We start from the raw sequence: 14,224 nt of genomic DNA, 5'->3' as shown, positions 1-14,224 counted from the left end.
GAAACCATGTGACGCAGCAAGGCTAGCATTGCCCGGGCTGCACCAGACAGGAGCACGCCTACATGACCAATTCACCAAACACCCGGATCGGCGTCGGCATCGTCGGCGCCAGTGCCGATCGAGGCTGGGGCGGAGTTGCGCACGTCCCGGCACTGCGGGCGCTCGATGCATTCCAGATTCGCGCCGTCAGCACGACGCGTATGGAGAGTGCGAACGCGACCGCTAGCCGACTGGGCGCCGATCTCGCCTTTGACACACATCAGGCACTGGTCGTTCGGCCGGAGGTCGACTTGGTGGTGGTTGCGGTCAAGGTGCCGGATCACCAGCAGATCGTTTCCGACGCGCTCGCCGCGGGCAAGATGGTCTATTGCGAATGGCCGCTCGCGCGAAATCTATCGGAAGCCGGAGCGATAGAGGGGCTTGCCCGCAAACGGCGGCTGCGTACGGTTATTGGCCTGCAGGGCGGCCTGCACCCGCCGATCCGCTACCTTCATGACCTCGTCCGTCAGGGCGTGATCGGCATGCCGCTCAGCACGAGCATCCGAGCGCATCTGAACGATGACATGTGGGTCGGCCGATACGACCCGCCATTCGAGTACATGGCTCGCGCAGCAAATGGCGCGACGCTTCAAAGCATCATGCTCGGCCACGCGCTCCAACCATTGGCCCACGTGCTCGGCGGATTCAAGAGCCTGTCCGCCATCGTTGCCAATCAGCGCGGCGACGGCGTCCGCCTTTCGGATGGCTCGTCCCTCCCGAAGGATGCGCCGGACGAGATCATCGTCGCCGGCGCTCTCGAAGGTGGGATCGTCACTTCTCTGCACTACAGCGCCGGACAGTCCGCTGGCTTGGTGTGGGAGATCCAGGGCACGGAAGGCAGTCTGCGCGTGGAGACGGCATCGGGCTACATCCACTTCGGTGATATGACCATCACTTTGCGCCGCGGCAGCGAGCCTGCCCAGCAGCTACAGATTCCAACACGATATGCGGCTCCCGACCTGCAACTCGAAGCGCCTGCGGCGGGTGTCGCGCGGCTCTATGCCCAGCTCGCCGCCGACCTTCGCGACGGAACCGCAGATGCGCCAGACTTCGCGGTCGCGCTCGATCGTCACCGGGTGCTTGAGGCGATCACACAGGCCAATCTGACGGGTCATCGCCAGCATCTCAACCCCTAAAAACCCAGGAAGGGTTCCAGCATGTGCTGTGGCTCATCTTTGCGCGTGCAACCCAAAGGCCGAGCAACCGCGTAAGCACCGGCGTGCTTTCGTATCACGCTCCAGATCGGCGGGTGGGCGCCCGGCAATGCAAACGAAGTCCGACTTCGGTACAGTGGTGTGGTCGGGTCCCAGCGTGTGTCCGGTGTTGGAAAGCGGCTTCAACACGTCGCGGACCTTTATCGAATACGAAGATCAGAACCAGTTGAGCCACCGTTTTCCGATATAGTGGCTTTGACGAGATCCGGTTTGCGTAAAGGGGCGCATCATTGGTGAGAGGCTGGGCGCAAACGTCTCCGCTCGAGCCTCACACCGAACTCGGAACTAGTCCCGTCGTCGCTCTCTTCTCATGCGCTCATGCTGCCGGCGTGCATCTTCTGCCATGATTTGGCTTAGCCTTGCCGACTCAAGGGCCCGCAGTTGCGCGTCGTCGCGACGCTGCTGTTGCTGGAGCATGCATGCGGTATGTGACGATGATCCGTATCGTGCGCCCATTCCAGAGCAGGTGTCGAGATCGGCGTAGCGTTCCTGTTCCGGTGTCTGGCAACCGGTCAGGATAAGGAGGCCTGCGAACATTGTTCCGGCAGACAGGCGTCGAATGACGATGTGATCTTGGGAGGCTTTGCTCATTTGGTGTACCTTTTTTTTAGGCAAGTCAGTCAATTGCGAGAGCGAAGCGCGATCCCGCCAGACCCATATGGAATCTCACAGTTACGCAGAAATTACGTGATTCCGCACCAAGCTGGCTTTCACGGTTGACCCCGACGCGACGTCATAGTTCAGGCAGTGTGTCGATATTGTTTGGGTCTGGCGGCCCGCGATGGCGCCGTCGGCGATGCGAGGTTCGACATGACTGCACCTGATCTCATCCCGATTGAAACGCTTTTTGGAATGCCAGAATTTTCGCGGGCGCAGATTTCGCCCGATGGCCGGCTGGTGGCCTATCTGGCGCCCTGGCATGGGCGGTTGAATATCTGGGTGCGGCCAGTCGGACAAGGCGCGGGGCGGCGACTGACTAGCGATGACATGCGCAATATCGACGGCTTCAGTTGGACGCGTGATGCTCGCTACATCCTCTTCGTACAAGACACCCAGGGCGACGAGAACTGGCACCTTCATCGTGTGGAGGTGGACGGGGCAGAGACGGTGGGCGGGAAGGCTAGGACTGTCAACTTGACGCCCTATTCCGGTGTGCGGGTAATGGGACTGGACTTGTCCGCCGCGTTTCCAGGCAAGGCTTTCGTGCAGATGAACCTCAGAAGTCCGGGTTTGATCGACCTGTACGAGGTCGATATCGAAAGCGCTGAAACCAGGGTCGCTGCCATTAGTCCCGGTCGGTTCGTACGCTGGATCATTACGCCGAACGCACTGCATGCCTTCATCATCAACGACGGGGGTGACCACGAACTGGCTCGGTACGAGAACGGTGCTTTCACCGCGTTGGCGAAGCTGAGCGGACGCGACCAGCCAATCGGCCCGATGCCGCTTATGGTGGCGGCGGATGGAAAGAGCATCTTAGTTGGCTGCAACGCGGGCAGCGACCACACCTATCTTGCTGCCATTGACCTTGCGACGGGCACGCACAGGGTAGTCGACAGCCAGCCCGATTTCAGCCTCGATACGCCGCGGCCAGAGGCCGATCCGCGCTTTCCCTCGAGCCTGATAACCAATCCTGTGACAGGCGAGCTGCTGGGACTGCGTTATCTTGGCAAAAGACAGCTGATACGGCCTCTGAACGCGCATTTTGCCGCCGTGCTAGACAGCCTACAGCGGCTGTCAGAGGCGGAAATAGGGTACATTTCCTGCGATGCCGATGGGCGACAATGGGTGGCGGAATTTTGGGATGACCGGCATCCCGGCACGACATGGCTTTACGAACATGAGAGCGGTGAAGCGTATGTGCTTGGCGAGCGATTCTCAGCGCTCAAAGCCGAGCGGCTGGCGAGCGTGCGACCCGTCGATGTGCTGTCGCGCGACGGATTGACGTTGCCGTGCCATGTCACGCTGCCCGTCTGGTTCGCTGCCAAGGATGAGCCGCGTGCGCTGCCGACCGTACTTCTGGTCCATGGCGGGCCCTGGTATCGCGACGCCTGCATCTATGATCCGGAAGTGCAGTTCCTCGCCAACCGCGGCTATGCCGTGCTGCAGGTGAATTTTCGCGGCTCGACCGGCTATGGCAAGGCGTTCATGCAAGCAGCTATAGGGGAGTTCTCCGGGCGCATGCATGACGACCTGATCGACGGGCTCGACTGGCTAATCGGGCAGGGTATTGCCGACCCGGCACGGGTAGCGATCTACGGGTGCTCCTATGGCGGTTACGCCGCGCTGGTGGGCGCCAGCTTCACGCCGGAGCGCTTCGCCGCAACCATTTCCTACTCCGGCATGTCCGATCTCCGGATGCTGGTGGATGGGGCCGTCCCGTTCGTACGACCTGCGCTAATCAACACCTACCTTTCTTACATGGGCGATCCTGATATTGAGACGCAGAACCGGGACATGCTTGCACGCTCGCCGGTCAGCCGGCTTGATTGCATTTCCAAACCGCTTTTGGTGGTTCACGGCGCGAACGACGTGCGCGTTGCAAAGGCACAGGCGGATCTGGTGGTGGAAAGGGTGCGTGCGAATGGTGTGGAGGTCGACTATCTTCTCAACGAGCGCGAAGGACACTGGTTCATCAACGAGGATAGCAATATTGAGCTTTATCGGAGGATCGAGCGCTTTCTTGCACGGCATTTGAGGGGCGAGTAATGAGGGCGGCGCATGCGCAGTAAGGAGATTGCAGGACTGGCGGGTGTAAGCATCCGCACGCTGCGGCACTACCACCAGATCGGACTTTTGCCGGAGCCGCCAAGACAGAACAATGGGTATCGCGCTTACAGCGTGCCGCATTTGATCCGACTGCTGCGTATCGGTCAATTGACAGCGCTCGGTTTCTCGCTCTCGCAAATCCCAGCCTTTCTCGACGGTCGTGCCGAAATGAGCGAGGACAGTTTGGACGCCCTTCTTGAGGGGCTCACGCGGCAGATCGAACTTCTGGAGCGTCAACGCCGGACTGTCACAGCCCTGCGTGACGGCAAAGGACCGCCCGACATGGCGCCGGAATTTGCTGCCTCTCTGATGCCGCTGGAGGTCGGGCGAGACCCTAAAGCGGTGCGGGCTGGTCGGGAACAATCCGTACTCCTGTCACACCTTTTGGATGAAGGGCAGCGCGCAGAACTGGCCCGGCTCTATGATCAACTCGCGGATCTCGAATATGGTGCTACCGTGCGAGAGCTGGGGGATCGTTTCGACGCGTTGGGGCCAGATAGTGACGACGTCGAGATTTCAGCTCTTGCCGAAGATTACATCGCCCATCTTGGATCATGGATGAGAGACTTCGACAACGCGCTGAGCGGCGGCAGGAAGCGTCAGGCGGCAACGCTGCTTTGGCTTCATGCCCTGGAGAATACGAACGATCAGCAGAAACAATTACTGAGGGAAATCAACAGCGGGCTGAAATCCAAGCGGTGATTGCGCGGTTTGCGCTGATAGTCGCGAGATGATTGACCGGTCGCGGGCGGCAATCGGATCCATGACGTTGAAATGCGCCCCTGTCCCGTGCCCAGACATCATCAAGCCATATTCCAAACATCTGGTTATGGCTGGGGTCAATCATAATCAAGAGCAATATCATGGATATCAACGTTGCTTTAAAAGCCTTCATCCGCACCGTCGAGAAGGGGTCGATTACTGCTGCGGCACGGGACCTGGGGGTAACGCAGCCGGCGGTCACGAAGCATATTTCGAACCTCGAACGGCACGTTCAAGCCAGGCTTCTGGAGCGCTCTTCAAAAATCGTTCGCCCGACGGCCCATGGACTCGAATTATACGAAGCCAGCCGCATTGCGATCGCATCGATCGACGCGGCGCTGGAGGGCGTTCGCATCAACACGGGTGAAATCGAAGGCAATCTGAGAATTCACGCCCCATCCTGCATTGGTGTTGGTCATCTCGAACGGATAGTCGGGGAATTTCAGGATAAGTATTGCGGGATTTCCGTCGAACTGGCTCTCGACGAGCGCACAGTCGACTTGGTCTATGATAATTTCGATTTGTCAGTTCACTACGGGAAAATCGAGGATCAGGACGTCATCGCACGCCGCATCGGATGGGTGGAGCGATTTCTCGTCGCTTCCCCTCTCTACCTGCAACAGGTAGGGCAGATTGACGACACGGGACGACTTTCAGAGCTTGAGGTTATTGGCACTCCGAAGATGCTTGCCCAGCGCAATACTATTTCCCTGTTGGGACCTGATGCGCGGGCCGAAGACGTCACCGTCAGGCCATTGCTCATAACGAACAATGCGCATGTCATGATTGCAGCACTTTTACGAGGACGGGGTGTGGGACTTGTGCAGAAGAACCTCGTATTGGACTTGTTGGCCAGCGGCGAGCTTGTAAGGGTGCTTCCCGAATATTGGCTGCGATCTACCGAAGCATTTCTCGCCTATCCGTCCACAAAGTTCATGCGACCGGTCGTCCGGGCATTTACGGACTTTGTTATGCCGCGGCTCAGGAACATTGACGGGATCTCCCCGGTGCAGCGGTAGTGGCCCATGGCATAGCCAACGGTTATGACGGCTATCACTCATGCAGATATGGAATATTCCCTCTGTTGGAGGATACCGTGCGATGCAAGCACGTGTGCCAGCCGCAACCCGAAAGTCGCCTTCCATGATGCAGAACCGAAACAGTTTCATATCCCGTCGTACGTTCATAGTCGGCTCTTTAGCCGCGCCGGTCATACTCGGCGGATGCACGACAGTCCAAGAAAGATCGGCGTCAGGCTCGCCCCAGCCCATTGCCACTCCGCAGCCTTCACCGGTCGACCCGGATCTCGCTTCCCGTTACGCTGCATTTGAGGACGGGGGACATGTCGTTCCTGCAGTTCCTTTCGAGCGAATGAACCCGGAATATCTCAGGCAGCGCGTTGCCGACCCGACCGGCGAGGCGCCGGGAACTGTTGTCGTCGATACGCCAAGGCGATTTCTCTATCTGGTGGAAAACGGCGGAACTGCGTTACGATATGGCGTTGGCATCGGGCGCGACGGATTTTCATGGGAAGGGAACGGGTATATCCACTGGCGTCAGCATTGGCCAAGATGGAAGCCGCCAAGCGAGATGATTGCAAGGCAACCCGAACTGGAAAAATACTCTGTCGCAAACGGAGGGATGGATCCTGGGCTGCATAACCCGCTCGGCGCTCGCGCCCTTTATATTTTCCAGAACGGAAAAGATACGCTGTATCGTCTCCATGGCAATCCCGAATGGCAATCCATCGGCAAGGCTGTTTCATCCGGCTGCGTCCGCCTTATGAACCAGGACATCGTTGACCTTTACGACCGCGTTCCGTTTCATGCGCCAATAGTCGTGCATCAGACGCCGATGGCCGTGTGATGGCAAACTGATCGTGACGCGTTCTAAGCTGCTTGCCGCGGTACGATGGCCGCCTAGTAATACTGCGGGGCAAGATCGCTGCAGATATTTTCTGAAGAGAGCCACACGTGGGGAAACGCCGCGAGCAGACCGTTTCTCAGCCATTGCTGGGCCGGGTGCCCGTCATTGCGACGATGCCAGGACAGCACGAATGGGACAGGGTTTAGGGGGAGCGGGAAATCGAAGACTGCAAGACGCTCCGCAAAGCCTGAATGAGCAACCACGCTTTCGATGACGGTCGCGACCATATCCGACGATGCAACCAATGCCGGCGCGGCGTGCATATGGGGAATAGTCACGGCCGCCCGCCTCCTGAAATTCTTCGAAGCCAGTGCGGCATCGGCGACATCCAGTCCCTCATTATCGGGTGCCACCAGAATATGCCTCAGAGACAGAAAAGTCTCGCGATCGAAAGGGCGGCCGAGGATTGGATGATCCTTCCTAAGGATACAAACGAACCGCTCCTGGAAAAGCCGGGCACTCAGGATTCGGCTCGTGGGCGTGGGGGGAATGCCGACCGTCAGATCAACGCCGCCGCTGTCGAGCAGGGAAACCGCGTCATCACGGCTGCTATAATCCCTGACCTTGATATCAATTCCGGGGGCTTTTTCCTCAAGCAGCGACAGGAGGCGCGGCAATATGACTGAACCTGCATGTGCCGAAACGGCAATGGAAAAAGATACGGTCGATTTGCCGGGATCAAAACCCTGCGTGAATTGCAATGTCCGCTGGATGTCCCGCAGAGCAAGTGAGATCGGTTCGGCAAGTTCTACCGCTCGCGGTGTAGGTTGAAGTCCGTTAGGCCCGCGAACGAATAATTCGTCCCGCAGCAGAAACCGCAATCTCGACAAAGCCGCGCTCATGGCCGGCTGGGTCCGGCCAATACGGCTTCCGGCGCGTGTCACATTGCGCTCGGAATTGAGGGCATCAAAGGCAACGAGAAGATTGAGATCGATACCGTGTAAATTCATGGAATGGATAATTAAACTCATCCTTCATCGATCTCAAGCATCTTTTCCGCGTCAGCGCGAATGTCCGTTTCCGTCATTCAGCAACCAACCCGGATACTCGACAGGCAGACGACTGACCTCATCGAGCTTCGCCAAGTCGGTATCGTCCAGCGCAATCGATGCGGACCGAATGTTTTCCTGCAATTGCTCGACGCGCTTGGCACCGACGATGACGGTCGAGACGATGCTTTGCTTCAGCAACCAGGCGATCGCGATCTGAGCCGGGCTAGCGCCGTGTTTCTCCGCGACGGCTTTAAGGATCGCGATCAGGGGCTCCCCCCGGATGCGATCGATGGGTGGAAAATCCAATTCCGTCTGTCGGCCGCCTGCTGCGTTACCACCGGCGGAGTACTTTCCGGTGAGATAGCCGCCGGCAAGTGGACTCCACACCATGAGGCCAACACGTTCAGATGAGAGCAGCGGGCCAATCTCCCGTTCCAGATCGCGCCCGACAAGCGTATAATATGCCTGCAGTGATGTAACGGGCGCGAGAGCTCTGGCGCGTGTTATCCCGATCGCCTTCATGACCTGCCACGCGGCCCAGTTCGAAAGGCCGATGTAGCGAACATCGCCGGCCCTGACGAGTGTGTCGAGCGCCTCCAGCGTTTCCTCGATCGGCGTCGCGGAATCGAAGGCGTGAATCTGGTATAGATCAATGTAATCCACACCCAGCCGGCCGAGGCTTGCCCGGCATTCGGAGATTATATGACCACGCGAAGCGCCGCGATGGTTCGGTCCGTCACCCATGGCGGAGGCGACTTTGGTGGCGATCACGACATCTCTGCGCGACACGCCAAGGTTCCTCAGCGAGCGTCCCAGTATTTCTTCGCTACGTCCGCGGGCATAGACATTTGCTGTATCGAACAGGTTTATGCCGGCGTCGAGAGCGGCCTTGACCAGTGCATCGGCATCCTCCTGACCCAGTCTTCCCACCTTGCCCCATAATCCGTCCGTCCCGCCGAACGTCATGGCGCCGAAGCACAATTCCGACACGAACAACCCGCTCTCACCGAGCTTGCGCATTTGCATGATGTGGTCCTTCTTTTTAATTTCCGAGATTGGCCGGCGGCGATGGCTTTTGTTGAGCGTATTCCCAATTGGCGCGCTAACGGCCGGCTCGACATCCTGTGCGAACCGAGCCATTCTGCGACACCTCAAACAAGGTGTTGCCGTTCGCCAGTTCTTGCCGCAAGCTCGACGGCTGCGATCAAACGGCTGTTATGGCGGGCATGGTCGAAACCTGGAGTGGTGTATGTACCATTCGTCAGATCCCGCCCCAGGGACGCATAAACCTCCCCGACATTGATAGCGGCTCCTGCCCAGAAATCGGCGGCTGTTGGGCCGACACCATTGGAGACCGGCCTGTCGGGCGCAGCAAATTCCAGGCTTGACGAAATTGAAATGTCTCCGACCTGTACGCCTGCCAGGTGATTGCCGGTGAGCATAAGCGAGCCCTGCGAGCCACGGATCTCAAAAACGAAACTCGCGTCTTCTGCAGGGACGCCAGCCAGAATCTGCACGGATACAGGCGCACCACTTGCCGTCTTTGCAATCAGATCGAGATGATCCGGAACCTCTCGCTTCGAAGTCTCACCTGTATCGACGATCTCGATCTCCGGCCAGAGCAACTCCGTGCGCGCATCGACCTCGGTAATGTTACCGAGCACTGCCTCGATGACGTCCAGCACGTGGCCTGCCGTAATCGTCATGAAGCTGGCGCCGGAAGCGGCCTTGTTGAAATAGTCGTACACGCTTGGAGATTGAGGACCGTAGCCGAATGTGGTCGCGCCGACACGTGCGGACATCAAGCGCCCGAGTTTTCCTGAACCGACCAGTTCGGCCGCACGCCGGACCGCAGGATTATGCCGGCCTTGCAGGCCGATCGCGGTATGCAAAGACCCCACTGCCGCAGCCATCTCGTTTGTTTCCGACAGCGTTGCGCCCAGAGGCGCTTCGCAATAGACCGATTTGCCCGCCTGCAGGGCGGCCATCACGAGCTCCTTGTGTGCCGGCACTTTCACGGCGACCGTGATGACCTCAATGCTCTCATCTATTATCATCGCATAGGGATCGGCAAACCAGAGTTCTGCGCCGAATGCTTCGGCCGCCGCCTTGGCGCTTTCCTCGCGTCGGGTCGCGACTGCCGCCAGCGTCAGGTGAGGTTGTGACGCCAGGGCTGGCACATGCGATGCGCCCGCCCAACTTGCGTGAGTGTCCGCTCCAATAATACCCACGCGAAATTTCTTATCCGACATCTGTAATGCTCCAGGTCACGTTACCGAACGCTCCCCGGCGTCCTGGGCAAGATGTAATCGACCCCCGGCACTGCGATGAAATCGATAAATAGTATGAGCGAACATCCACGCGGTGGATATCACCTACCGCTCCTGCGGCCACACTGCGACCAAAAGAAGTATTGCCCCGGTTGTCGCAATAGCGCTCAAGACCACTCGCGCCTGAAACGAAAGCGTCGGCGGGTGCCAAGGCATTCCTGACTGCCGCTTGGTCGGACCAACCGGATCGATATGGGCAGCACCGTTAGTGGACATGTGTTTATCACGGCGAATTTCCGCCAGCTTATGGCGAATGCGAATTGCGAGGAGCACAGCCAGATAGGCCGCGGTTAAGAAAGCCAACACCGCCGCCAGGCGCAAGGCGTTTTGTTGGGCAAGGACCCAATTTTGGGAAGCAATCGCGATGCCGTCGATACAGGCGCCGAACAGGGCCTGGCCGGTGAGAGCGCCCATCGAATTGACTGCCCCAAACAGGACGGTGAAACTCAAGAGTTCTCGGCTGCCTTTCTGCAGCGCGCTCGTGATGCCTAACACCAGCGCTGGCCCAAGAAAAAACATGGCGGCGAATGAGATCACCGCTTGGGACAGGTAAAACCAGGGCAGATGGTCAAGGCTCGTGGCGGAGCTGTCGGCAAGTGTCGCAGCAGCTATCGCGGTGACCGCCAGCGTCATGGGGATCGCCAGTTTTTCGACATTTACCGTTATTGCGCTCACGATCACGCCCGCAACAGCGCCGACAAAGGTGACGATCGAAAGTGCTCTGAGGTGTTCGTCGCTGCCTCCCAGCGCCGTTAAAAATCCGGTTGCAACATTCTGTTCGGCAAGGACGATCCTGGCCATGAGAATTGCAAAACCAAAGCGGACAATATCACCGCTCCCAAGCCAACGCAGGTTGAGGAGAGGTGTGGTCCGGCCGTTCTCGAGTATTAGCGCGGTGATGATCACTGGAAGCGCAAGCGACAGAAACCAGATTATCCAAGGCGCCTCGAACCATCCTTCCAGTCGTCCGAGCCCCAACACTGCTGCAATCATAGCGAGGCTACCACCCAAGAGCAGAAAGGTGAGGAAATCCAAAGGTTCGAATGCTCGCTCTCGCTCGGCGGGTGGCAACCGGAATGCACCGACGGCGGCGAAGGAGAGAAATGCAAGCCCGGCTTCGAACAGAAATATCGACTGCCAATGCGCGCTGACAGACAGCCATGGCGAGACGACGCTTGCGAGCGGGAACGCGCATTGCGAGATACCAAGGCCAAGTATGAGGCCCCGGATGCGCCAACGGCCTGGAAGGGCCTGCATCACGTAGAACAAGGACAACGGCGTTAACGCCGCCGCAACAAAGCCGCTTGCAGCCCGGATGGCAAGTGTGAGCCAGTGATCTGCGGTCAACAGATGGGTAAGGGAGAGGAGGGCATACAGGCCAAGGGCAAGCTGCGTGAATACACGCAGGCCATATTGCTGCCGGAGCTTGATCAGCAGCATATTGGCGGAAATATTGGTCATGGCATAGGCCATTGGCAGCCAGGCCGCTTGAACGGAGCTCAACGCCAAGCCTGCCTGTAGTTCCGTGATGTTGACCATGACCAGCGCGTTGCCAAGCCCGCCTGTCAGGCCGACCAGAATTGCAACGAGGGCATAGGCGGTCCGCAGCGTCAGGGCATGCTCAGGCGTCGCCGGCGACCCAGCGACGACTGGTCTTTCATGCTCGGGAAAGTCCCATGTTTCCTCACGGAAAAAGCTGCCAACTCGTCGCGTCAGTCTCATCATCGTGCTCTCTTGTTCGATTGACCGCATCAATCCGCCGCAGTCTAACCCAACTTCGATGGCCTGCGGCGTTGCTGGTTTGGCAACATAAGGTTCGAACTATCGCGACTTGCTGCGAGCAGCCATTCGCTCAAAATCAGCGACATCATTCGAGGCGCCCTTCACTCGCAATAGAGCGGATGGGCGCCCTTAACTTCAGGAGGCAAAGATGCTTCACAGGTCCATCAGCAGGATTACGACGACACCGCCTCTCGGGCCCGGTTTCGCAGGCGAGCGGCACAAGGCGGCCCTCGTCGTCGCGCCAGGAGATTTTTCCGCAACTGATCCGTTCTTCTTGATGGCGGACGACCATGTGACCGGAGAGGGGCAATTCGGCGAGGCCCACCCACATGCCGGCCTGGAGACTGTTACGTTCATGCTTGACGGCACGATGGCAGATACCGGTGGGCGTCTAATTGAGGGCGATGTGGAGTGGATGACCGCCGGAAGCGGCATCGTCCATTCGGAAGATGCCCAGGTCTCGACAGGAATGCGTCTGTTTCAGCTATGGCTGGTTCTTCCCGAGCAGGACCGCAATATGGCGCCAAGGGTGCAGATCCTGAGGCGCGATAAAATGCCGGGACACCGCGGCGATGGCTTCGTGGCGACCGTTTACAGCGGCCGCTCGGCAGGGATCGTCGCGTCGACGAAGAATGCCGTGCCCGTAACCCTGGTCGACATTCGGCTTGAGGCGGGAGCCGAGTTTGAGCAGGTTTTGCCGTCATCCTATAATGGCTTTGTGGTGGTCATCGCCGGCGAAATCGAAGCAGGCACCGGAGCGACGACGCTAACGACGGATAAGGTCGGTTGGACCAATCCGGTGGCAACTGACGGTGAAAGCGCCATAAGGCTGAAAGCGGGTGAAGATGGCGCGCGCGTGCTTTTGTATGCAGGCCAACCGCAAAAAATCCATGTCGCAGCACAAGGCCCATTTATCGCAGGCTCCAAAGAGGAGCTTGCCGGCTACTATGCCGCATACCGCCAAGGCAAATTCCCGAATGCCGGCACGATGCGACCTGCCTGACCTCGCTTTCCAGCCGCCACGAAACCACAAGGGGTTTCGTTATCAGCAACCCGACGTTCCGCCATTGCTGTCTTTAGCCGTTCGACAGCACGGATATGTTTGCGAACAGCAGACCCGCAAACGGGCTGAGAACACAAGCCGCTTCACCACCACTCGTTCGAAACTCAAGCGGATTTCATCAAGCCTTCCGAACATGGATCGCCCCTGGTCCGTGAGCGGGATCACTCGCCCCGGCATCCACAATCAGCCCATGGAGGAACAGATGACCCAATCCGCCACCGCAGCCGTACTGGAAGAAAAAAACGGCCCCTTCATCCTCCGTGAAGTGAAGCTTGAGGCGCCGCGCCCCGACGAAGTGCTCATCCGCATGGTTGCTACGGGCATCTGTGCAACCGATGCGCATGTCAGGCAACAGCTCATGCCGACGCCGCTCCCCGCGATCCTCGGCCACGAAGGCGCCGGCATCGTTGAACGCGTCGGATCGACCGTATCGCATCTCAAGCCCGGCGATCATGTCGTTCTTTCCTATCACTCCTGCGGCCACTGCAAGCCCTGCATGTCTTCCCATGCGGCCTACTGCGACCACGTCTGGGAAACGAATTTCGCCGGCGCCAGGCTCGATGGAACGATCGGCGTTGCAGCGTCCGACGGGAACAGGCTCAATGCGCACTTCTTCGGTCAGTCCTCATTCTCCACATATGCGCTCGCTCACCAGCGCAATACCGTCAAGGTCCCGGACGACGTGCCGCTTGAACTGCTTGGGCCGCTCGGTTGCGGCTTTCAGACCGGCGCCGGCTCCGTCTTGAAGGCGCTCAACGTGCCGGTAGGCGCATCTATCGCCATCTTCGGTGTAGGGGCAGTCGGCCTGGCGGCGGTCATGGCTGCAAAGATTGCCGATGCGGCTGTCGTTATCGCCGTCGATGTCAGTACCGAACGGCTGAAACTCGCTTCCGACCTCGGCGCGACGCATTGCGTCAACCCGCGTGAGCAAACCGATGTTGCCTCGGCGATCAGGGATATCGCTTCTCGCGGCGTCGAATACGTCCTCGACACGAGCGGCCGGAAGGAGAACCTCGATGCCGGCATCGGCGCTCTTGCTCCGATGGGGCAGTTCGGTTTCGTCGCCTTCAACGGCCATTCGGGCGCGGTTGTCGACGCATCCCGGCTCACGGTAGGGCAAAGCCTCATCGGGATTATCCAAGGCGATGCCATTTCCGGCCTGATGATCCCGGAACTGGTCGGTCTTTATCGAAGCGGCCGTTTCCCCTTCGACAGGCTGCTCACTTTCTACGACTTCGCCGACATCAACGGGGCGTTTGACGATGTCGCGGCGGGGCGCGTGATCAAGGCTGTCCTGCGCTTTCCCCCGCAAGCCGCTTAACCACCCACTTCTTTCGATATTGCGAA

Annotated in this window: 11 protein-coding genes; 7 read left to right on the top strand and 4 right to left on the bottom strand. The window is 58.9% G+C overall.

Going from position 1 to position 14,224, the window contains the following annotated elements; genetic code table 11:
- The first annotated feature begins 62 nt into the window (after positions 1–62).
- The 5 genes from FHW77_RS25150 to FHW77_RS25130 all read left to right on the top strand — a co-directional run bounded on the left by FHW77_RS25150 (position 63) and on the right by FHW77_RS25130 (position 6,650).
- Positions 63–1,175: a Gfo/Idh/MocA family protein gene (locus tag FHW77_RS25150; protein WP_112416861.1), complete on the top strand. Its 1,113-nt coding sequence runs from the start codon at positions 63–65 to the stop codon at positions 1,173–1,175.
- An 888-nt stretch (positions 1,176–2,063) separates the two neighbouring features.
- On the top strand, positions 2,064–3,962 hold the full coding sequence (locus tag FHW77_RS25145) for a S9 family peptidase (protein ID WP_112416895.1): 1,899 nt from the start codon (positions 2,064–2,066) through the stop codon (positions 3,960–3,962).
- Between the two features lie 12 nt (positions 3,963–3,974).
- On the top strand, positions 3,975–4,724 hold the full coding sequence (locus tag FHW77_RS25140) for a MerR family DNA-binding transcriptional regulator (RefSeq protein WP_112416860.1): 750 nt from the start codon (positions 3,975–3,977) through the stop codon (positions 4,722–4,724).
- A gap of 161 nt (positions 4,725–4,885) precedes the next feature.
- On the top strand, positions 4,886–5,803 hold the full coding sequence (locus FHW77_RS25135; RefSeq protein ID WP_112416859.1) for a LysR family transcriptional regulator: 918 nt from the start codon (positions 4,886–4,888) through the stop codon (positions 5,801–5,803).
- 127 nt (positions 5,804–5,930) lie between these two features.
- On the top strand, positions 5,931–6,650 hold the full coding sequence (locus FHW77_RS25130; protein ID WP_376784464.1) for a L,D-transpeptidase: 720 nt from the start codon (positions 5,931–5,933) through the stop codon (positions 6,648–6,650).
- 53 nt (positions 6,651–6,703) lie between these two features.
- Here the strand turns inward: FHW77_RS25130 and FHW77_RS25125 are convergent, their stop codons facing one another.
- The 4 genes from FHW77_RS25125 to FHW77_RS25110 all read right to left on the bottom strand — a co-directional run bounded on the left by FHW77_RS25125 (position 6,704) and on the right by FHW77_RS25110 (position 11,757).
- Positions 6,704–7,681 carry a LysR family transcriptional regulator gene (locus FHW77_RS25125; protein WP_112416858.1) on the bottom strand — a complete coding sequence of 326 codons (978 nt, stop codon included), beginning with the start codon at positions 7,679–7,681 and terminating at the stop codon, positions 6,704–6,706.
- Between the two features lie 30 nt (positions 7,682–7,711).
- Positions 7,712–8,728, bottom strand: a complete 1,017-nt coding sequence (locus tag FHW77_RS25120) for an aldo/keto reductase (protein ID WP_112416894.1) — start codon at positions 8,726–8,728, stop codon at positions 7,712–7,714.
- 125 nt (positions 8,729–8,853) lie between these two features.
- Positions 8,854–9,954 (bottom strand): Gfo/Idh/MocA family protein, encoded by a 1,101-nt coding sequence (locus FHW77_RS25115; protein ID WP_112416857.1) that lies wholly within the window; start codon positions 9,952–9,954, stop codon positions 8,854–8,856.
- A gap of 123 nt (positions 9,955–10,077) precedes the next feature.
- Complete coding sequence (locus FHW77_RS25110; RefSeq protein WP_162702268.1) at positions 10,078–11,757, bottom strand: MFS transporter; 1,680 nt, start codon at positions 11,755–11,757, stop codon at positions 10,078–10,080.
- A 205-nt stretch (positions 11,758–11,962) separates the two neighbouring features.
- On the opposite strand from FHW77_RS25110, the gene FHW77_RS25105 reads away from it, so the two are divergent.
- Positions 11,963–12,817, top strand: a complete 855-nt coding sequence (locus FHW77_RS25105; RefSeq protein ID WP_112416856.1) for a pirin family protein — start codon at positions 11,963–11,965, stop codon at positions 12,815–12,817.
- Positions 12,818–13,079: 262 nt separating this feature from the next.
- Positions 13,080–14,198 (top strand): NAD(P)-dependent alcohol dehydrogenase, encoded by a 1,119-nt coding sequence (locus FHW77_RS25100; RefSeq protein ID WP_112416855.1) that lies wholly within the window; start codon positions 13,080–13,082, stop codon positions 14,196–14,198.
- Positions 14,199–14,224: the final 26 nt, after the last annotated feature.

The organism is Agrobacterium sp. RC10-4-1 (genome assembly GCF_014138475.1).
GTDB classification, from domain to species: Bacteria; Pseudomonadota; Alphaproteobacteria; order Rhizobiales; family Rhizobiaceae; genus Agrobacterium; species Agrobacterium pusense.
This window is presented reverse-complemented; position numbering and strand designations above follow the sequence as displayed.

What these genes read in the sequence shown, in the direction of transcription:
- FHW77_RS25150 (WP_112416861.1), top strand. Translation starts at nt 63, where the DNA reads ATGACCAATTCACCAAACACCCGGATCGGCGTCGGCATCGTCGGCGCC.
- FHW77_RS25145 (WP_112416895.1), top strand. Translation starts at nt 2,064, where the DNA reads ATGACTGCACCTGATCTCATCCCGATTGAAACGCTTTTTGGAATGCCA.
- FHW77_RS25140 (WP_112416860.1), top strand. Translation starts at nt 3,975, where the DNA reads ATGCGCAGTAAGGAGATTGCAGGACTGGCGGGTGTAAGCATCCGCACG.
- FHW77_RS25135 (WP_112416859.1), top strand. Translation starts at nt 4,886, where the DNA reads ATGGATATCAACGTTGCTTTAAAAGCCTTCATCCGCACCGTCGAGAAG.
- FHW77_RS25130 (WP_376784464.1), top strand. Translation starts at nt 5,931, where the DNA reads ATGCAGAACCGAAACAGTTTCATATCCCGTCGTACGTTCATAGTCGGC.
- FHW77_RS25125 (WP_112416858.1), bottom strand. Translation starts at nt 7,681, where the DNA reads ATGAGTTTAATTATCCATTCCATGAATTTACACGGTATCGATCTCAAT.
- FHW77_RS25120 (WP_112416894.1), bottom strand. Translation starts at nt 8,728, where the DNA reads ATGCAAATGCGCAAGCTCGGTGAGAGCGGGTTGTTCGTGTCGGAATTG.
- FHW77_RS25115 (WP_112416857.1), bottom strand. Translation starts at nt 9,954, where the DNA reads ATGTCGGATAAGAAATTTCGCGTGGGTATTATTGGAGCGGACACTCAC.
- FHW77_RS25110 (WP_162702268.1), bottom strand. Translation starts at nt 11,757, where the DNA reads ATGATGAGACTGACGCGACGAGTTGGCAGCTTTTTCCGTGAGGAAACA.
- FHW77_RS25105 (WP_112416856.1), top strand. Translation starts at nt 11,963, where the DNA reads ATGCTTCACAGGTCCATCAGCAGGATTACGACGACACCGCCTCTCGGG.
- FHW77_RS25100 (WP_112416855.1), top strand. Translation starts at nt 13,080, where the DNA reads ATGACCCAATCCGCCACCGCAGCCGTACTGGAAGAAAAAAACGGCCCC.